The following is a 20,184-nucleotide window of genomic DNA, read 5'->3' as shown; positions in this document are numbered from 1 at the left end:
CATCGCTACGCTCGGCCACCCCGGAATTTCATGAGCCAGCGATAAACCAGCAAATATCACAAATACAACCAAATAGTGTTGCACTTATGAGTTGAATCTAAGAGGTTTAAAACTCTTATGAGTAAATTAAATGGATTTTATGGCAAGTTACCTACTCATGGCGACTTTCTTTCAAGAAATCTCCCAAGAACATTTATTGATCCCTGGGATAATTGGCTGCAAACTGCAATGGCCGCGAGTCAGGAACAACTCGGTGAGCAATGGCTGGATTATTTTATGGTTGCTCCGGTTTGGAAGTTTATACTTTCTGATGGTAATTGCGGGAAAGTGCTTGGGTCGGAGTCATTATTCCCAGTGTTGATCGCGTGGGACGCTATTTCCCCTTAACGATTGCATCGCATATCACCGAAGCGGTAAAGCCCGTTGCTTTGATTGATGAATGTCATCATTGGTTGGAGCAAGCTGAAGAAATTGCCTTATCAACACTGGAAGATGATTTTCAATTAGAGGATCTGGAGCAAAGTCTTGCTGCATTAGGTGAGCCGGTTGTGAGTCGGATTAATCCCAATGAAGCAATCAATGAAATCCATAAAGAAAAGCGGTTTCAAGGCCATTTTCTAATGGATCCGGTGAATTCAAACCCACTCAGTTCATTCCCTGCCATTAGTCATTTTTTATCGAACAAGCCTTTCCCACCTATAGTTTCTGGTGGACATCAGGTTCTGAAGAAATAAAACCCTCATTTTTAGTTTGTGAAGGTTTACCAGAGCGTGATGGCTTTGCATCATTTCTAGATGGTGACTGGGATCGAGAGGTTTGGCATAACATTAAATCATTATTCGTTGTGGGTGATACACCTGCCTTAATAGGTGTTTGATGTGTCAACACTTTTCCGGACAGTTTTCTAAATATTTTTTGGCTGTTTCAAGTGATTTTTGTCATTTTGTATTTCCTATCATTTTAGTTTCTCATGTTAACTTTAAACAGATGAAGAGAAAGGGCTTTGCCCTCTGGAACGATAGAGCCGTTCCATTCACCCAAGGTATTTTCACAACGGTAATGATCCTGTTACAATATCTTCACGGCACAGGCTGAGGAGCCGATGGCCGTCAACGGTAATGGGCGGCATTTATGTCGCCTTTTACCCCTCTTCAATCAATCGATTTAAGCTATTTCCTGCTGTATTTCATAATCGACTGGTGACAAATAATCATTAGCCGAATGAAGTCGCTCCCGATTATAAAATACCTCAATATATTCAAATATTGCCTGCTTTGCTTCTACTCTGGTTTTGAATCGACAATGGTGCGTCAATTCAGTTTTCAAACTATGAAAGAAGCTCTCTGATACAGCATTGTCCCAGCAATTTCCTTTGCGGCTCATAGACTGAATTATGTTATGATCCGACAATATTTTTCTATGACTATCAGAGGCATATTGGCTACCTCGGTCAGTATGCCAAAGCAATCCATCCATTGGTTTACGCTTCCATATTAATGGGCTATACTTAACCGGACACACAACTTAAAATAACTAAAAGATAAAAAGTGTGACCTAAAATGAATGATCAAACAAAAAACCGAATAAAAGCTATACATCAGAATTTAAAGAATCAGCTGTCAAATTAGCTAATGAGACGGATCAACCTGTTTCTCAGACTGCCAGGGAGCTAGGTGTTAATGTAAATACTCTACATACCTGATCAGTAAATATTCCAAACCGGTGAAGACGGTAGCCAATAGAAGTGATGAACACATTTATGATGAAGTAAAACGTCTGAAAAAGAATTGGCAAAAGTGATTCAGGAGCGTGATTTATTAAAAGGCCACAGCGTACTTTGCAAGGGAAACTTTGTGAAGTACGCATGGATAACTGATCAGGCTAAAGATTACCCGGTAACGATTCTGTGCCGTTTTATGGATGTTTCCGTAGTTGCTATTATGATTGGGTTAGCTCTCCTAAAACGGATAGAGAGAAAGAAAATGAAGCGCTTACTGAGCAGCTAAAAAACTGTTTGAAGACAGTCGCAAGACTTATGGAACCCGTCGTCTTAAAAGAAAACTGGCTGAAAAGGCGTTCATATAAGCCGCCGGAGAATTGGTCGATTAATGAAAAAAGCCGGTTTGTTTTGTAAAACGAAGAGACGCTTTAAAGCGACGACTAATTCCAAGCATAATAAGCGTATATCTCCAAATTTACTGGAAAGAGAGTTTACTGTCTCTCAACCTGATCGCTACTATGTGGGTGATATTACCTATATTGCCACCAAGGAAGGCTGGTTATATTTAGCGGTTGTCATTGACTTATTCTCTAGGCAAATTGTTGGCTGGTCGATGGATGAGCGAATGAAAGCCAAGCTAGTCAATGATGCTTTACTGATGGCCATATGGAAGCGTAAACCAATGGATGGATTGCTTTGGCATACTGACCGAGGTAGCCAATATGCCTCTGATAGTCATAGAAAAATATTGTCGGATCATAACATAATTCAGTCTATGAGCCGCAAAGGAAATTGCTGGGACAATGCTGTATCAGAGAGCTTCTTTCATAGTTTGAAAACTGAATTGACGCACCATTGTCGATTCAAAACCAGAGTAGAAGCAAAGCAGGCAATATTTGAATATATTGAGGTATTTTATAATCGGGAGCGACTTCATTCGGCTAATGATTATTTGTCACCAGTCGATTATGAAATACAGCAGGAAATAGCTTAAATCGATTGATTGAAGAGGGGTAAAAGGCGACATAAATGCCGCCCATTACCGTTGACGGCCATCGGCTCCTCAGCCTGTGCCGTGAAGATATTGTAACAGGATCATTACCGTTGTGAAAATACCTTGGGTGAATGGAACGGCTCTATCGTTCCAGAGGGCAAAGCCCTTTCTCTTCATCTATTTAAAGTTAACATGAGAAACTAAAATGATAGGAAATACAAAATGACAAAAATCACTTGAAACAGCCAAAAAATATTTAGAAAACTGTCCGGAAAAGTGTTGACACATCATATGGCCATCAGTAAAGCATCATTGACTAGCTTGGCTTTCATTCGCTCATCCATCGACCAGCCAACAATTTGCCTAGAGAATAAGTCAATGACAACCGCTAAATATAACCAGCCTTCCTTGGTGGCAATATAGGTAATATCACCCACATAGTAGCGATCAGGTTGAGAGACAGTAAACTCTCTTTCCAGTAAATTTGGAGATATACGCTTATTATGCTTGGAATTAGTCGTCGCTTTAAAGCGTCTCTTCGTTTTACAAAACAAACCGGCTTTTTTCATTAATCGACCAATTCTCCGGCGGCTTATATGAACGCCTTTTTCAGCCAGTTTTCTTTTAAGACGACGGGTTCCATAAGTCTTGCGACTGTCTTCAAACAGTTTTTTAGCTGCTCAGTAAGCGCTTCATTTTCTTTCTCTCTATCCGTTTTAGGAGAGCTAACCCAATCATAATAGCAACTACGGAAACATCCATAAAACGGCACAGAATCGTTACCGGGTAATCTTTAGCCTGATCAGTTATCCATGCGTACTTCACAAAGTTTCCCTTGCAAAGTACGCTGTGGCCTTTTAATAAATCACGCTCCTGAATCACTTTTGCCAATTCTTTTTCAGACGTTTTACTTCATCATAAATGTGTTCATCACTTCTATTGGCTACCGTCTTCACCGGTTTGGAATATTTACTGATCCAGGTATGTAGAGTATTTACATTAACACCTAGCTCCCTGGCAGTCTGAGAAACGGGTTGATCCGTCTCATTAGCTAATTTGACAGCTGATTCTTTAAATTCTGATGTATAGCTTTTGTTCGGTTTTTTTGTTTGATCATTCATTTTAGGTCACACTTTTTATCTTTTAGTTATTTTAAGTTGTGTGTCCGGTTAAGTATAGCCACATTAGTTTGATTATGATTAGTAGCGCACAAAGAACGCATCGTGGTTATATTCGCAAACAAAACGAAGACTCTATTTTATGCCATCCTGACTATAATATGTTTGTCGTAGCCGATGGTATGGGAGGACATTCTGCGGGTGATTTGGCCAGCCAGTCAATCGTTGAAGAACTATTACAATTACAATTAGAAGAAAAAGACTTACAGTGCTCACTGGATCAAATTGAAGCTGCATTGCTTAAAGCCAATGATAATATTCATTCAGGACGTTTATTTGAGACTAATAAACCTAAAAAATATAAATTAAAACATAATAAACTCAGCAGTTTAAAACTGCTTAAAAATCCCTTAAAAAAGAAATCAGATGCTAACAAAGAGACCGAAGGAGAAGAACAACAACAAATTAGAGTTGCTGGTAGTACGGTTGTTATTGCTTACATTGTTGATGATTTGTGTAGTTGCTTATGGGTAGGGGATAGTCGGCTCTATATCTATAGAAATGACAAGTTATATCAAATAACAAAAGATCACTCTCTGGTACAAGAGATGTTGGATAATGGTGAATTGACACAAGACGAAGCCGTTTTACATCCACAATCCAATGTTATTACACGTGCTATCGGTGTAGAAGAGCATTTAAAAATAGATATTAATCAATTTACAATTCAAAAGGGCGATAAATTACTATTATGCAGTGATGGTTTATACAATGAGCTCACCAGTGAAATTATCGTTGCCAGTTTACAGGAAGATAAAACGGATCATATTGCTAATAAACTCTTAGGTGAAGTATTATTACGTGAAGCTTCGGATAATGTCTCCATTATTGTTGTAGAGAAGCAGTGATTGATCATTTATGAAAAATAATAGCCGTAAAACAGATGAATCTAATAGCTTAGGTGAGAGTTTGGATGATAGTTTAACCATCATTCAAGTTAAATCAGCCGGTGTTTCCTCTACCGCAAAAAAACTATCACAACAGCGTGATAAAACCCGTCTTAAAGCAAAACATAAAAACCAATATGAAAATCAGGATAGAACGATTATCGTTAAACCTGAAGCGGTCGATGCAGTAAAATTAAAGCAAGAGCTTGCGGACAAAACCAGAATATTAAAAAAATCGACATCCAGCGATAATTCGACACGCATCATGTCAGGGAAAAAAAATCGTGCCAGTGATGCAACAAAACTCACCACTGGCAGTATTATCAATAATCGTTTTGTCCTAGAAGAGGTCTTGGGCGTTGGTGGTATGGGTAAGGTTTATAAGGCGGTTGACCTAAGAAAAAAAGAAGCACGTGATAAGAACCCGTATATTGCCATTAAAGTCTTAAATGACGAATTTCGAGAACACCCCGAATCATTGATTGCCTTACAACGTGAGGCGAGAAAATCACAGCAATTATCACATCCTAATATTGTCAATGTGCATGATTTTGATCGAGATGGTGATGTTGTTTATATGACCATGGAACTACTGCAAGGGCGTTCGCTGGATGAGGTCATTGCCAATGATTATCCGCATGGCATGACAGAAGAACAAGCCACACCCATTATTAACGCGATTGCCAATGCAGTATTATATGCACATCAACATGCTATTGTTCACTCAGACTTAAAACCAAGTAATATCTTTATTACCGATGATAACAAAGCAAAAATATTTGATTTTGGTATAGCAAGAGCCTGTAAAATATCTCAGGAACAAATTGATAGCACGCATACACGTGATAAAACACTATTTGACCCGACCGAATTGGGAGCATTGACACCAACCTATGCCAGTTTGGAAATGTTACAAGGTGAAGCACCAGAACCACATGATGATATCTATTCTATTGCCTGTGTGTTTTATGAATTATTAACAGGAGAACATCCTTATCAGAGGATGCCAGCGGATAAAGCAAAAGATAAAATTGCTAATAAATCACTGCGGATAAAAAAAATAGCTGCACTACGAAAATCTTTTCATAAAGAGAAAAATAAAGCAATACTAAAAGCATTAGAAATTTCTGGAAAAGATCGTTTTGATAATTTAGAGCTATTTATTCAAGCGTATAATTATAAGAAAAAAAGTAAAACCCCTTTTATTGTTTCTGTATTAGCCTTGGTTATTATTTTAGGTATCATTTTTTATCCCAAGATTCAAGAAGAATACTATTTTAAGCAGCAGGCACACTTTATTGCTATGGTGCAATCACTACAAGTAGATTCACAACAAAATGAATTTTTATCTATCAATGAACATATTATTTCATTGGATGTGAAGACTAAAGAATATGTGTTAGAAAATATAAAATCACATTGGTTAAGCTTAGTAGAAAATAGGATCGAGGCTTTACTCAAAGGTAATCATTATAATGAATACTTTGAACATGACTCTATTTTGTTGAAAATGACACAGACTTACTATCCAGATTCTGCCAGAGTTGCCCGACTATTTGAAAGCTTTGAAAAACAAAAATTTGTTGAAATAAATCGCCTTAATAGTCAATTTAATGAGTTATTAGAAAACTTACAAGTGTCTGAATTAAGCAGTCAAAGTAGTGAGCAAGCTGAAATATTTAAAATAATTAATGCGGTTAAAGGCATAGAAGAAACACACCCATTAGTTAAAGATCAGCGTTTGTTATTGGTTTATCAAAGCAATATAGAACGTTTGTTAAATGAGTATAATCTTGAAGAAGCTAATAGCTTGCTAGTTAAAGCTGAATTAATATTTCCTGATGAGATATTACTACAAAACTTAGTGGATAAATCGAAGTCCCTGGAACTATCAAATGATAATAAGCTATTAAATAATGATGGACATGCATTCGATAATAAAGTCAAAAATAAATTGAGTTCGTTCAGTATTTCAAATCTTAAACAGAAATTAGTTAAACGCTTGGAAGAGTCTGATTTAAGTGATGAATGGGATGCTGACGTGACACAAATTTACACCCAACTTAATAGCAAGTTAGGTAAAAGGTCTACCTGGTTGAATGAGAAGAAACAAACCCTGGCTTCTTTATATATGCAACAGTCAGTAATCATGCGTGATAAGGAACGTTTAATTGAAGCTCGGCGTTTTCTGGAAAAAGCAAAACAATATAATAGTAGTATCTTTGGTATTGAAGATGAAGAAGCCATTCTATTGGCCTTAGAAAATATTGTTAGGGTTAAACATAAGGCAAAACAACGTCTGGCAAAAATTGCAGGTTTGAAAACATCCTTAACGACCCAGCTTAAAGCGCAGGAAATGCAAGTTGATGTGTCAACACTTTTCCGGACAGTTTTCTAAATATTTTTTTGGCTGTTTCAAGTGATTTTTGTCATTTTGTATTTCCTATCATTTTAGTTTCTCATGTTAACTTTAAACAGATGAAGAGAAAGGGCTTTGCCCTCTGGAACGATAGAGCCGTTCCATTCACCCAAGGTATTTTCACAACGGTAATGATCCTGTTACAATATCTTCACGGCACAGGCTGAGGAGCCGATGGCCGTCAACGGTAATGGGCGGCATTTATGTCGCCTTTTACCCCTCTTCAATCAATCGATTTAAGCTATTTCCTGCTGTATTTCATAATCGACTGGTGACAAATAATCATTAGCCGAATGAAGTCGCTCCCGATTATAAAATACCTCAATATATTCAAATATTGCCTGCTTTGCTTCTACTCTGGTTTTGAATCGACAATGGTGCGTCAATTCAGTTTTCAAACTATGAAAGAAGCTCTCTGATACAGCATTGTCCCAGCAATTTCCTTTGCGGCTCATAGACTGAATTATGTTATGATCCGACAATATTTTTCTATGACTATCAGAGGCATATTGGCTACCTCGGTCAGTATGCCAAAGCAATCCATCCATTGGTTTACGCTTCCATATGGCCATCAGTAAAGCATCATTGACTAGCTTGGCTTTCATTCGCTCATCCATCGACCAGCCAACAATTTGCCTAGAGAATAAGTCAATGACAACCGCTAAATATAACCAGCCTTCCTTGGTGGCAATATAGGTAATATCACCCACATAGTAGCGATCAGGTTGAGAGACAGTAAACTCTCTTTCCAGTAAATTTGGAGATATACGCTTATTATGCTTGGAATTAGTCGTCGCTTTAAAGCGTCTCTTCGTTTTACAAAACAAACCGGCTTTTTTCATTAATCGACCAATTCTCCGGCGGCTTATATGAACGCCTTTTTCAGCCAGTTTTCTTTTTAAGACGACGGGTTCCATAAGTCTTGCGACTGTCTTCAAACAGTTTTTTAGCTGCTCAGTAAGCGCTTCATTTTCTTTCTCTCTATCCGTTTTAGGAGAGCTAACCCAATCATAATAGCAACTACGGAAACATCCATAAAACGGCACAGAATCGTTACCGGGTAATCTTTAGCCTGATCAGTTATCCATGCGTACTTCACAAAGTTTCCCTTGCAAAGTACGCTGTGGCCTTTTTAATAAATCACGCTCCTGAATCACTTTTGCCAATTCTTTTTTCAGACGTTTTACTTCATCATAAATGTGTTCATCACTTCTATTGGCTACCGTCTTCACCGGTTTGGAATATTTACTGATCCAGGTATGTAGAGTATTTACATTAACACCTAGCTCCCTGGCAGTCTGAGAAACGGGTTGATCCGTCTCATTAGCTAATTTGACAGCTGATTCTTTAAATTCTGATGTATAGCTTTTATTCGGTTTTTTTGTTTGATCATTCATTTTAGGTCACACTTTTTATCTTTTAGTTATTTTAAGTTGTGTGTCCGGTTAAGTATAGCCACATTAAGTCGCTATTCGTACCTATAATGATTTAAAACGTATTTTGGGTCGTAATGATCCCTATATTTCCAGAGAAGCTCGACAAAATATTGCACAGGCTTATTATACCCAGGCAAGGCAGTTATTTGTCAGCAAGGAATATAAACAGACACTTGATATTGTTGCCAGTGGTTTAAAGTTTGAAGCACAGCATAGTGGTCTAAGAGCATTAAAGAAAAAAGCCATAAAACAATACAAGATATTAGAAAATAGCTTGATTGTCGCGAAAAAACTAAGACTAAGGAGCAAGTTAAAGAAGAAAATATCACGATAGCAGTTGTTGCGCCTAAAGAAATAACGCCGCAAACAAGCTCAACTGATTCATGCAAAGCGAAATATGCAGGCTATGGTCGGCGTAAACGCGCCAATTGTTACGATACGATAGATAATAAATTTAGAGCACCTATGATGGTTGTTATTCCATCTGGGGCATCGGTTTCTAAAGTTTTTGCCATTTCTAAATATGAAATCACCATTAATGATTATAATTTATATTGTCAGGCCTCAGGTGATTGTAGTAAAAAGACTGGAAGTGGTCGTCTACCAATCACTGATATCAGCATTGAAAATGCAAAAGCTTATACTCAGTGGCTGAGTCAAAAAACGGCTAAAAACTATTCTCTACCAAGCTCTCAGCAATGGTTGTATGCTGCGAAAAGCAATAATAAAGCACAATACAATGATGTCAATTGTCGAATTAAATTTGGTAGTAAGTTATTAAAAGGAAAAATATTATTAGCCGCGAATACCGGGCAATCTAATCCTTGGGGTCTAATGAATGTTGTTGGCAATGCCAGAGAGTTTGTTGTTGATGGTGGCAATACCGTGGCTCGTGGTGGGGCTCATATTGATCCGATTAAGGATTGCTCAGTTAATAAAAAATTAGATAATATTGCTTCGGGCGATCAATATACCGGATTTAGGATCGTTCGAGCCATTAATTGAGCGCTTTCAGGTTAATTTACTGGCCATAATACGTTCAATAGTTTCTACAATTGCCTGTGTTTGGGGATCAATTTCAATATTGATTTTATCGCCAATTTTTCGTGAAGACAGGTTGGTTCGTTGTAGTGTTTCAGGTATCAAGTTAACATTGAAGGTGTTTTCTTTAACGTCGCCAATGGTAAGGCTGATACCATCAATACCAATATAGCCTTTGGTAAAGACAAAGCGCTTAAATTGTTCAGGAATTTCAAATCCGATCTGGCAATTATTAGTGCTCTTTTCGATTTGACTAATCGTTGCCATAAAAAGAATGTGTCCGGACATCTGATGCCCACCGATCTCATCACCAAACCTTGCTGCGCGTTCGATATTAACCCGGTCGCCGACAGTTAACTCACCCAGATTGGTTACGTGTAATGTTTCCTGCATTAAATCAAATGACACCTTTGAGTCCTCAATACGGGTCACGGTGAGGCAGCAGCCATTATGAGCCACTGAAGCGCCTATTGATAAGTGACTGAGCATATCATCATTAAACTCAATAATATGGGTTCTAAAGTCTTCTTTCTCTATAATTTGGGTGATTATAGCGGTGCCTTGTACGATACCTGTGAACATATTTTCTCTCAATACTCTTTTTATTGTCTATACTTAGAAAAACAGATGAATTTAAAAGTGAATATTATGATCAAAACCGCTCTGACTTTTTGTGTTAATTTATGTATAATCTTTCTAAGTTTCAATGGCATAGTGCTAGCTGAACATGCAGATGGTGCTTATACTTTTGGTGTTTTTCCACATTTGCCGCCTTCGCAAATTCAACGTGTTTATGCACCCATTGCGGTTGATTTTAGTAATGCATTGAATCAGAAAGTGAACTTTCGATCAACTGGCAGCTATAAAAAGTTTATTGAGCAGTTAAAAAGTGAAGCCTTCGATATTGTTTTTATTCAGCCTTTTGATTATGTTTTAGCCCATGATAAATACAATTATTTACCTTTAGTGCGTTGGGATATTCCTATGACCAGCGTTATCATGGTTAAAAAAGAGAGCTCTTTTAATACCTTATATGATTTAAAAGGTTATACCATTGCAAACCCGTCCAAAACGGCTGCTGTGTCGCAGATGACCAAGAAAGCTTTACTGACGGCTGGTTTGGATGTTGATAAAGATGTGACATTAAAATATACCCGTTCACATCTATCCTGCATGCAAAAGTTGATATTAAATGACGCACAGGCCTGTGGCTCAACATCCGGTACCTTGGAACTATTGGCCAAAAAAATAGATATGACTCAATTACGTATATTATACGAAACACCGGGTATTCCGCACGTCCTCTATGCGGTGCATAGGCGAGTGCCTGAAGAGGCTCGTGAAGCTATCAAACAGGCAATATTAACTTGGCCGGAAAGAGAAGCCGGAAAGAAAATCCTACAAATCAGAAATTTTAGTACTTTTGTTCCGGCCAATGATGTTGAATACAATGTTGTGCGTGATTTTTGGCGCGATGAAGAAAAACCCGAATAGAATTAATACACGGCCGTTAACAATGCTCAGCTATTAAATAACTGTATAGTGGACCCCGAAAACTGGACAATAGGTTAAGATATAAGAGCTAACCTAACGGGGAACAAAAAATGAGCACAAAAAAGAAAAACATTCAACAACAAATTTAAAGCAAAAGTAGCCATTGAGGCTTTGAAAGGTCAAAAACAGTCGCAGAAATTGCGTCAGAATTTGAAGTGCACACCACCCAGGTCAATAGCTGGAAAAAGCAGATGCTTGATGGTGCAGCCGATACTTTTTCAAAAAAATTAGAGAATAAAGATGCTGAACATGAAAAGGAAAAAGAACACCTGTACAGCCAAATAGGTCAACTAAAAGTAGAGGCTGACTGGCTGTCAAAAAAGTTGAAGATGTTCAACTGAGTAGAGCAGAAAAGCGGTGTTGCATAGAAAAAGAGCACCCTCAGTTGAGCATCAAAAAACAATGTGAGCTTATCGGCCTGAACCGTTCAAGCTATTACTATCAACCTAAAAAGCCTCTGCAAAATAAAGATTTAACATTAATGAATTTGATTGATGAGTTGTACATAAAACATCCATTCTATGGCAGTCGTCAAATTCGTAATGCATTAAGATTGAAATGTTATAAAATTAATCGTAAAAAGTTCAACGGCTTATGCGGATCATGGGATTGGTTTCAGTGGCACCAAAACCCAATACCAGCAAGCCTTGCAAAGTAAATAACCTCTATCCATATTTGCTCAAAGGAATTGATATTAATAGGAATAACCAGGTTTGGTGCACAGATATCACGTATTTACGGATGCCACATGGATTTGTCTACCTAAGTGCTGTTATGGACTGGAGTAGCCGTTTTGTGCTGTCCTGGGAAGTGTCAACCAGCATGGAAGAAAGCTTTTGTATCAGTAGTCTGGAAACAGCACTGCGACGATATGGAAAGCCAGAAATCTTCAATACGGATCAAGGTGCTCAATATACTAGCAGAGCATTTACAGGTGTTCTAAAGGCCAATGATATAAAAATCAGCATGGACGGCAAAGGCAGAGCAATGGATAACATTATGATTGAACGACTCTGGCGAAGTGTAAAATATGAGGAAATTTACCTCAAGGATTACCAAAGTATTGATGAGCTAAAGAGCTCATTAAAGGAATATTTTGAGTTTTACAACCATGAACGACCACACAGTACACACGGTGGAAAAACGCCTGCAGAGATCTATGGCGTGATGAAAGAAGTTGTTCCAGACTTAAAACGGGCAGCATGATGAGAGGATAATCAACTTTACTGGCAACCGTTTTATCCACATATCCACAGGCCAAGCCAGTAGCCCTGAGATATATCGCAAGCGTCTCTGGACTACTGGCAGACCTGTGGATATGTGGATAAGACTAATACTATAAATAACCAACAGAATTATATCTTAATATTTGAGAAAGCTGTCTTGACAATGGGGTCCACTGTACTGTTAGAGCGACTGTTTTCTGATCATCGGCAATTAAATTCAGTGGCAAACTGATGTGACAGGTCAACCCTTTACCTAAGGTGCTTTGACATTGAATCTTACCATTTAACAATTGTGTGATGAGATTAAACACGATGTGCATTCCCAGGCCGGTATTACCCAAGTTTCGACAAGTGGTATAAAAAGGATCAAAGATCTTACTCAAAGTTTCTTCGTCTAGCCCTTTGCCATCATCACTATAATCAATGTTAATTGCTTCCTGATTGACGGACACTATGATATTAATATTAAGTGCTTGCCCATCGATGCGATGCGAGCATGCAATAAGGAGTTTTCAATAAGTTGTCCAATGGTATGTTTTAAGGCATCAGGATAACTCTGTAGTATCAGATCGTTTTCGTCCTGATAGTTTAAACTATTGAATTGTTCGGGTTTATTTTGTTTGAACTCATAAATAACACTTAAAACATGTTCTTTTAGGAAAAAACTTCTTGTTGTTGAGTATTATTGTCAATTGATAATTTCTTAAATTCAGACACTAGCATGGCACTGCGCTTTACGCTATTCATTATAGTTGGAATGGACTGATTTAAAATATTAATAAAGGTGGCTAGTTCTTCAACAGTGAGGGTATTGTCTTTAAACGATTTAACCAGTGGTTTCAGACTATCTTCGAGAAATGAAACCGCAGTAATGGAAATTCCGATAGGGGTGTTGAGTTCATGCGCAACACCTGCAACAAGTTCACCCATTAAAGCCATTTTTCGACTTTGGATGAGTTCTTCTTGAGTTTGCTGTAATTGGGCGATGAGATTGTTTAATTCATCATTTCTCAGCGCTAATTCATCGCCTTTGTTTTTTAATTCCAGTGTACGTTCGGAGACTAATTGCTCAAGATTATTGTGTGCTTTTATCAGGACTTGTTCGTTGAGGCGTAATTTTTCAATGTATTGCTCAGTTTCATTAGCCATATAATTGAAAGTTGAGCCCAGTTTAGCAATTTCATCACTGCCTTTTATTTCTGATTTGATGCTAAATTCACCCTCGGCAAATCGTTTGGCAATACTGCTTAATTGGGTGAGTCTTACGGTGAGCAGATAGCCCATAAAACTACCAACCACAGCAATAAAAATCATTCCTATTACCGCCGTAGTGATACCTAAATTACGAATGGCTTGCTCTGTTTCAAGCAGGGGAATACTGGAAAATTCCACTGCAAGCTTGCCAATATTACCTACCGTATTATAGATGTCCTGAATGCGCCATTGATGGTTTGAACGCTTAATAAATTTAGGTTTAGACATACCCAACTCTTTATTTAAGCCTGCGGCAACGACTCGATCATTGCTATCGAGCACCATGACATTGACAACGTGTAAGTTGTCTATCATTAAATCAATGTAATCTTGTAACTCATCGTATTCTTCAATGAATAATGCTTCACGGGCTGACTGACTGAGTGCTGATATTATGACTTGTTCTGTTTCCGCCAATTGTTCACGACTGGCCTTTTCAGAAAAGGAAAGGGTTGTACTGAGTACGACGCTTAACATTATTGCTTCTAAGACAAAGATAGTTAAAGCAATGCGGTATTTTAAAGAAATATTCATGGTTTAAAGTGTCTTATGACATCATATTCACTATCATTCGCAGTAATAAACTGATGTGTCAAGAGCCGTTCCATTCACCCAAGGTATTTTCACAACGGTAATGATCCTGTTACAATATCTTCACGGCACAGGCTGAGGAGCCGATGGCCGTCAACGGTAATGGGCGGCATTTATGTCGCCTTTTACCCCTCTTCAATCAATCGATTTAAGCTATTTCCTGCTGTATTTCATAATCGACTGGTGACAAATAATCATTAGCCGAATGAAGTCGCTCCCGATTATAAAATACCTCAATATATTCAAATATTGCCTGCTTTGCTTCTACTCTGGTTTTGAATCGACAATGGTGCGTCAATTCAGTTTTCAAACTATGAAAGAAGCTCTCTGATACAGCATTGTCCCAGCAATTTCCTTTGCGGCTCATAGACTGAATTATGTTATGATCCGACAATATTTTTCTATGACTATCAGAGGCATATTGGCTACCTCGGTCAGTATGCCAAAGCAATCCATCCATTGGTTTACGCTTCCATATGGCCATCAGTAAAGCATCATTGACTATCATCCATCGACCAGCCAACAATTTGCCTAGAGAATAAGTCAATGACAACCGCTAAATATAACCAGCCTTCCTTGGTGGCAATATAGGTAATATCACCCACATAGTAGCGATCAGGTTGAGAGACAGTAAACTCTCTTTCCAGTAAATTTGGAGATATACGCTTATTATGCTTGGAATTAGTCGTCGCTTTAAAGCGTCTCTTCGTTTTACAAAACAAACCGGCTTTTTTCATTAATCGACCAATTCTCCGGCGGCTTATATGAACGCCTTTTTCAGCCAGTTTTCTTTTAAGACGACGGGTTCCATAAGTCTTGCGACTGTCTTCAAACAGTTTTTTTTAGCTGCTCAGTAAGCGCTTTCATTTTCTTTCTCTCTATCCGTTTTAGGAGAGCTAACCCAATCATAATAGCAACTACGGGAAACATCCATAAAACGGCACAGAATCGTTACCGGGTAATCTTTAGCCTGATCAGTTATCCATGCGTACTTCACAAAGTTTCCCTTGCAAAGTACGCTGTGGCCTTTTTTAATAAATCACGCTCCTGAATCACTTTTGCCAATTCTTTTTCAGACGTTTTACTTCATCATAAATGTGTTCATCACTTCTATTGGCTACCGTCTTCACCGGTTTGGAATATTTACTGATCCAGGTATGTAGAGTATTTACATTAACACCTAGCTCCCTGGCAGTCTGAGAAACGGGTTGATCCGTCTCATTAGCTAATTTGACAGCTGATTCTTTAAATTCTGATGTATAGCTTTTATTCGGTTTTTTTGTTTGATCATTCATTTTGTTCCATTTCAACATTATTGCTTCCATTTCAAATTTAACATCAGCCATAATATTTGAAATGGCTTGTTCGGCATGGCCTTTAATGTGTTTGGCTTCTTTGCGCGTTTTCTTCAGGCTGGTTTTTTTCGGCTTAGTGACACTGCCCTGAACTGCTTGTTCTTTGGGTTTATCAGAAACAGGTGTTTGCTTACTATCAGCTTCTATATCAAGTCCCTTATCCCTTATCCGTATCAATTTTTTTGAGTGATAGGATTTTTTCGCGGTATGAATTTTTTGATGTCTTGAGGATCAGTAATTTTAAACTGATTACGGGTAAAGTGGGATGTCGCCTTTACCCCTCTTCAATCAATAAGCATCATTGACTAGCTTGGCTTTCATTCGCTCATCCATCGACCAGCCAACAATTTGCCTAGAGAATAAGTCAATGACAACCGCTAAATATAACCAGCCTTCCTTGGTGGCAATATAGGTAATATCACCCACATAGTAGCGATCAGGTTGAGAGACAGTAAACTCTCTTTCCAGTAAATTTGGAGATATACGCTTATTATGCTTGGAATTAGTCGTCGCTTTAAAGCGTCTCTTCGTTTTACAAAACAAACCGGCTTTTTTCATTAATCGACCAATTCTCCGGCGGCTTATATGAACGCCTTTTTCAGCCAGTTTTCTTTTTAAGACGACGGGTTCCATAAGTCTTGCGACTGTCTTCAAACAGTTTTTTAGCTGCTCAGTAAGCGCTTCATGATGTGTCAACACTTTTCCGGACAGTTTTCTAAATATTTTTTTGGCTGTTTCAAGTGATTTTTGTCATTTTGTATTTCCTATCATTTTAGTTTCTCATGTTAACTTTAAACAGATGAAGAGAAAGGGCTTTGCCCTCTGGAACGATAGAGCCGTTCCATTCACCCAAGGTATTTTCACAACGGTAATGATCCTGTTACAATATCTTCACGGCACAGGCTGAGGAGCCGATGGCCGTCAACGGTAATGGGCGGCATTTATGTCGCCTTTACCCCTCTTCAATCAATCGATTTAAGCTATTTCCTGCTGTATTTCATAATCGACTGGTGACAAATAATCATTAGCCGAATGAAGTCGCTCCCGATTATAAAATACCTCAATATATTCAAATATTGCCTGCTTTGCTTCTACTCTGGTTTTGAATCGACAATGGTGCGTCAATTCAGTTTTCAAACTATGAAAGAAGCTCTCTGATACAGCATTGTCCCAGAATTTCCATTTGCGGCTCATAGACTGAATTATGTTATGATCCGACAATATTTTTCTATGACTATCAGAGGCATATTGGCTACCTCGGTCAGTATGCCAAAGCAATCCATCCATTGGTTTATTAAAGGGATGCTTGATCCAAGAACAATCGAGTTCGTGAATATACATGCCCACTTTTAATTTTTGCGCAGAAATCTGTCTTATCATAATAAAAACCAAAACTACCATGAGTAATAAATTCGGATACTATGAGTATAGATTGTAATTAAGAAAAAAAAAGAAAATTTAGCTGTGTGGAGTGAAAAACTTGGAAAAAAAAGAGAGTGGCGTCCCCTAGGGGACTCGAACCCCTGTTACCGCCGTGAAAGGGCGGTGTCCTAGGCCACTAGACGAAGGGGACACAATTCATATTGCCATTTTCATGACAGGCTCTGGTCTTAAACTACTTATTTCATAAGAGAAATCGGGTAGAAAAATAAAGAGTTGAAGCAGTCCTTCGTAGCAATTAGCTAGAAAGTGCGCATATTATAGGGTTGAGTTTTTAATTAGTCAAACATTAATTTAACTTTTTTCACACTTGAAGCTTAAATAATAACTATTAAATTATTGGGACAGATCAAATAAGCTAATTTGTCTTTACATTGGTAGGATGTGGTGAGTGCACGAACCGCATCAAAGACGTACATTTAAAACCATTGATGCGGTTCGTTCCTCACCACATCCTACATCTGAAGTATAAACAAGGTTTGATCTGTGCCAAATTATCAATTGCTTATGGATTATATCGAAAGCTTTTTATAGTATACTTATTAGCATCAGAACATAAAATAAACTTTTGGCTCGCGTCTTTTAGTATTAAACGCTACCTTCAGTTCAAATAGACACCAATACGGATTATTTTCCATGATAAAAGAATTAATTGACTCACCTGCCTGGCTGGCACTTAAGGCGCATTATGAAGAAGTGAAAGATCTTCACATGCGGGACTTATTTGCTGAAGATCCGCTACGTTTTGATAATTTTTCTACCCACTTGAATGATATTTTATTGGACTATTCAAAAAACCGGGTGACTGAGGAAACAATGGAGTTGCTATTTGCACTGGCGCGACAGGGCAATGTAGAAGAATGGCGTGATCACATGTTTTCGGGGGAGAAAATAAATCTCACAGAAAATCGTTCGGTATTGCACACAGCCTTAAGAAATCGTTCTAATAAGCCGATTCGAGTGAATGGCCGTAATGTCATGCCGCAGATCAAAGCCGTACTGGCGCACATGCGCGATTTTTCTGAGCAAGTACGTTCTGGTGAATGGCATGGCTATAATGGCTCTAAAATAAAAAATATTATTAATATCGGTATCGGTGGTTCTGATTTAGGTCCTCATGTGATTTGTGAATCAATGAAACCCTATGCACAACGTGGTTTAAAGGCTTATTTTGTTTCGAATGCCGACGCCACTCATTTGGTGGAAACCTTAAAACAAGTAGAACCTGAATCCACCTTATTTGTCATTGCCTCAAAAACCTTCACCACGCAAGAAACCATGCTCAACGCCTATAGTGCCAGAAAATGGTTTATGGACTTAGTGGGCAATGAGAAAGCCATTGAAAAACATTTTGTGGCAGTCACAACGAATATTGAATTGGCTACTGATTTTGGTATCAATGAAAATAATATCTTTGCCTTTTGGAACTGGGTTGGTGGCCGATATTCACTCTGGTCATCGGTTGGTTTGACCATCGCGCTTTATTTGGGTATGGATCATTTTGAAGCCCTATTGGAAGGTGCTTATGAAATGGATCAGCATTTTCAAAAAGCACCTTTAGAAGAAAATATTCCGGTCATTATGGCCTTGCTGGGTATTTGGTATAACAATTTCTTTGATGCGCAAAGTCATGCCATTATGCCTTATAGTCAGTACTTAGAGCGCCTCCCTGCTTATTTGCAACAATTGGATATGGAAAGTAATGGTAAAACCATTGATCGTAAAGGTCATCGTGTTAATTATCTCACTGGCCCTATAATCTGGGGGCAATCGGGCACAAATGGCCAGCACGCATTTTTCCAATTGTTACATCAGGGAACCAAGCCAGTTCCAGCCGATTTTTTAATTCCTGCCATGAGTCAAAACCCTTTGGGTATGCATCATCGGGTGTTGTTTTCCAATTGTCTGGCACAAACTAAGGCACTCATGTTGGGCAAGCGCTATGCAGAAGCGGTAGAAGAAATGAAGCATCAGGGCTTTGATAAAGAATACATAGAAGAAGTCATACAACATAAAGTATTTGATGGTAACAAACCGACTAATACTATTATATTCGAAAGCCTCACCCCAAAAACACTCGGTTCTATTTTAGCCATGTATGAGCATAAGGTCTTTGTGCAAGGGGTTATCTGGAATATAAATTCTTTTGACCAATGGGGTGTGGAGTATGGCAAAGTGCTAGCAGGTCAGATCCAAACGGATCTATCAACACCGGGCGATGTGAGTAATCATGACTCATCGACCAATGGCTTGATCAATTACCGTAAACGGGTTTATTTTGATCAAATTGAAAAAAACAAAATCGATTAAAGCTTCAATAAGGTTTGATGTGATTGTCTTTGAGTAGTTTAACAATGTATTTGGCTGGAATAGCATAGGTAATGCCACTGGGTTTTTGCAAGATACTTTCTTTGCTTTCCTTAATGAATACCTTGTTGATAACACCCAGCACTTTGCCATTTTCTGCACTGAACATTGGGCTACCGCTATTACCTGGATAGGCTGTGGCATCTAATTGATAGACAAAATAAGGATTTTTTAAGCGTTTAATCATTTTTATTGTCAGTGTCGAGGCACTAGGCGCAGGTATGACCACTGGGGAAAGGGCAGAAATAATACCTCTATGGGTGACAGGGTATAGCCCAAGAACAGCGCCAATGGGAAATCCAGTAAAGGCAATACTTTCACCTTCTTGAGGCTTACGACGGGTTTCAATTTTGAGTGCGGGAAACTTTGTGCCTTCAATTCTGAGTAGTGCCAGATCATGCTCTTCATCACTGGCAAGCACTCTGGCTTTGCGGTATTGAATTTTTTTATTGTGCTGGTAAAAAATCACCAGCGATTCTCTTCTCTCGGTATTGAGTTTTTTGGGAACAACATGAAAGTTAGTAATGACATGATAGCCATCGGCAACGATAAAACCGGTTCCGAGCAAGTTGGAAGGCGGCCTGCGAGTCGTTTGTAGCGTCCCCACACCGACAATAGAAGGTTTTATTTGAGCAATAGTCTGAGGCAGTGTTTGAGCGAATAAATTTTCGCTCAGCAGTAGCATTATCAATAAGGCTATTTTAAATACAATCAATCTCATT

The 20,184-nt window shown here is 38.4% G+C and carries 14 protein-coding genes, 1 tRNA gene and 9 pseudogenes; 9 read left to right on the top strand and 15 right to left on the bottom strand.

What is annotated here, in order from left to right; all coding sequences use genetic code 11:
- Window positions 1–117 precede the first annotated feature (117 nt).
- A pseudogene (gene tagF / locus JEU79_RS28725) lies at window positions 118–734 on the top strand (type VI secretion system-associated protein TagF).
- Between the two features lie 430 nt (window positions 735–1,164).
- Here the strand turns inward: tagF and JEU79_RS15895 are convergent.
- Window positions 1,165–1,491: pseudogene (locus JEU79_RS15895) on the bottom strand (IS3 family transposase); the annotation flags it as partial.
- Between the two features lie 79 nt (window positions 1,492–1,570).
- Here JEU79_RS15895 and JEU79_RS28720 point away from each other — a divergent pair.
- A pseudogene (locus JEU79_RS28720) lies at window positions 1,571–2,714 on the top strand (IS3 family transposase); the annotation flags it as partial.
- A gap of 290 nt (window positions 2,715–3,004) precedes the next feature.
- Here the strand turns inward: JEU79_RS28720 and JEU79_RS15875 are convergent.
- The 3 genes and pseudogenes from JEU79_RS15875 to JEU79_RS15865 all read right to left on the bottom strand — a co-directional run.
- Window positions 3,005–3,331: pseudogene (locus JEU79_RS15875) on the bottom strand (DDE-type integrase/transposase/recombinase); the annotation flags it as partial.
- The gene (locus tag JEU79_RS15870; protein WP_198263032.1) at window positions 3,307–3,486 is read right to left on the bottom strand and encodes a hypothetical protein; all 180 of its coding nucleotides are present in this window, start codon (window positions 3,484–3,486) and stop codon (window positions 3,307–3,309) included. The pseudogene JEU79_RS15875 and the gene JEU79_RS15870, both read right to left, overlap by 25 nt.
- A gap of 106 nt (window positions 3,487–3,592) precedes the next feature.
- On the bottom strand, window positions 3,593–3,835 hold the full coding sequence (locus JEU79_RS15865; RefSeq protein WP_198262486.1) for a transposase: 243 nt from the start codon (window positions 3,833–3,835) through the stop codon (window positions 3,593–3,595).
- Window positions 3,836–3,909: 74 nt separating this feature from the next.
- On the opposite strand from JEU79_RS15865, the gene JEU79_RS15860 reads away from it, so the two are divergent.
- Both JEU79_RS15860 and JEU79_RS15855 read left to right on the top strand, forming a co-directional pair.
- On the top strand, window positions 3,910–4,740 hold the full coding sequence (locus JEU79_RS15860) for a PP2C family protein-serine/threonine phosphatase (RefSeq protein ID WP_246540593.1): 831 nt from the start codon (window positions 3,910–3,912) through the stop codon (window positions 4,738–4,740).
- Window positions 4,741–4,750: 10 nt separating this feature from the next.
- Window positions 4,751–7,177, top strand: coding sequence for a serine/threonine-protein kinase (locus JEU79_RS15855; protein WP_198264892.1), 2,427 nt, complete (start codon window positions 4,751–4,753; stop codon window positions 7,175–7,177).
- Window positions 7,178–7,434: 257 nt separating this feature from the next.
- On the opposite strand, the gene JEU79_RS15850 is transcribed toward JEU79_RS15855, so the two are convergent.
- Window positions 7,435–8,244: an IS3 family transposase gene (locus JEU79_RS15850; protein ID WP_198263365.1), complete on the bottom strand. Its 810-nt coding sequence runs from the start codon at window positions 8,242–8,244 to the stop codon at window positions 7,435–7,437.
- Window positions 8,245–8,274: 30 nt separating this feature from the next.
- Window positions 8,275–8,595, bottom strand: coding sequence for a transposase (locus JEU79_RS26630; RefSeq protein WP_198263033.1), 321 nt, complete (start codon window positions 8,593–8,595; stop codon window positions 8,275–8,277).
- Between the two features lie 103 nt (window positions 8,596–8,698).
- Between JEU79_RS26630 and JEU79_RS15845 the strand changes: the two genes are divergently transcribed.
- On the top strand, window positions 8,699–8,968 hold the full coding sequence (locus JEU79_RS15845; RefSeq protein WP_198264891.1) for a hypothetical protein: 270 nt from the start codon (window positions 8,699–8,701) through the stop codon (window positions 8,966–8,968).
- Between the two features lie 134 nt (window positions 8,969–9,102).
- The gene (locus JEU79_RS15840) at window positions 9,103–9,639 is read left to right on the top strand and encodes a formylglycine-generating enzyme family protein (protein WP_198264890.1); all 537 of its coding nucleotides are present in this window, start codon (window positions 9,103–9,105) and stop codon (window positions 9,637–9,639) included.
- Window positions 9,640–9,645: 6 nt separating this feature from the next.
- Here JEU79_RS15840 and JEU79_RS15835 read toward each other — a convergent pair whose 3' ends face one another.
- Window positions 9,646–10,257, bottom strand: a complete 612-nt coding sequence (locus tag JEU79_RS15835; RefSeq protein ID WP_198264889.1) for a riboflavin synthase subunit alpha — start codon at window positions 10,255–10,257, stop codon at window positions 9,646–9,648.
- 132 nt (window positions 10,258–10,389) lie between these two features.
- Here JEU79_RS15835 and JEU79_RS15830 point away from each other — a divergent pair, with 132 nt between their 5' ends.
- Window positions 10,390–11,169 (top strand): phosphate/phosphite/phosphonate ABC transporter substrate-binding protein, encoded by a 780-nt coding sequence (locus JEU79_RS15830; RefSeq protein ID WP_214660598.1) that lies wholly within the window; start codon window positions 10,390–10,392, stop codon window positions 11,167–11,169.
- Between the two features lie 162 nt (window positions 11,170–11,331).
- A pseudogene (locus JEU79_RS15825) lies at window positions 11,332–12,435 on the top strand (IS3 family transposase).
- Window positions 12,436–12,565: 130 nt separating this feature from the next.
- Here JEU79_RS15825 and JEU79_RS15820 read toward each other — a convergent pair.
- The 7 genes and pseudogenes from JEU79_RS15820 to JEU79_RS15795 form a co-directional block, all read right to left on the bottom strand.
- Window positions 12,566–12,940, bottom strand: coding sequence for an ATP-binding protein (locus JEU79_RS15820; protein ID WP_484637473.1), 375 nt, complete (start codon window positions 12,938–12,940; stop codon window positions 12,566–12,568).
- Window positions 12,941–13,109: 169 nt separating this feature from the next.
- A complete protein-coding gene (locus tag JEU79_RS15815) occupies window positions 13,110–14,243 on the bottom strand; it encodes a HAMP domain-containing protein (protein WP_198264886.1) in 1,134 nt (377 codons plus the stop codon).
- Window positions 14,244–14,448: 205 nt separating this feature from the next.
- Window positions 14,449–15,595, bottom strand: a pseudogene (locus JEU79_RS15810) (IS3 family transposase).
- Between the two features lie 354 nt (window positions 15,596–15,949).
- Window positions 15,950–16,316, bottom strand: a pseudogene (locus JEU79_RS15805) (IS3 family transposase); the annotation flags it as partial.
- Window positions 16,317–16,630: 314 nt separating this feature from the next.
- A pseudogene (locus JEU79_RS15800) lies at window positions 16,631–16,948 on the bottom strand (IS3 family transposase); the annotation flags it as partial.
- A gap of 15 nt (window positions 16,949–16,963) precedes the next feature.
- Window positions 16,964–17,035, bottom strand: a pseudogene (locus JEU79_RS27530) (DUF3391 domain-containing protein); the annotation flags it as partial.
- A gap of 117 nt (window positions 17,036–17,152) precedes the next feature.
- Window positions 17,153–17,228 (bottom strand) — tRNA-Glu (locus tag JEU79_RS15795).
- Window positions 17,229–17,731: 503 nt separating this feature from the next.
- On the opposite strand from JEU79_RS15795, the gene pgi reads away from it, so the two are divergent.
- On the top strand, window positions 17,732–19,405 hold the full coding sequence (gene pgi, locus JEU79_RS15790; protein ID WP_198264883.1) for a glucose-6-phosphate isomerase: 1,674 nt from the start codon (window positions 17,732–17,734) through the stop codon (window positions 19,403–19,405).
- A gap of 4 nt (window positions 19,406–19,409) precedes the next feature.
- Here the strand turns inward: pgi and JEU79_RS15785 are convergent, their stop codons facing one another.
- Complete coding sequence (locus JEU79_RS15785; RefSeq protein WP_198264882.1) at window positions 19,410–20,183, bottom strand: S1 family peptidase; 774 nt, start codon at window positions 20,181–20,183, stop codon at window positions 19,410–19,412.
- Window position 20,184: the final 1 nt, after the last annotated feature.

The organism is sulfur-oxidizing endosymbiont of Gigantopelta aegis (genome assembly GCF_016097415.1).
GTDB lineage: Bacteria > Pseudomonadota > Gammaproteobacteria > GRL18 > GRL18 > GRL18.
This window is presented reverse-complemented; position numbering and strand designations above follow the sequence as displayed.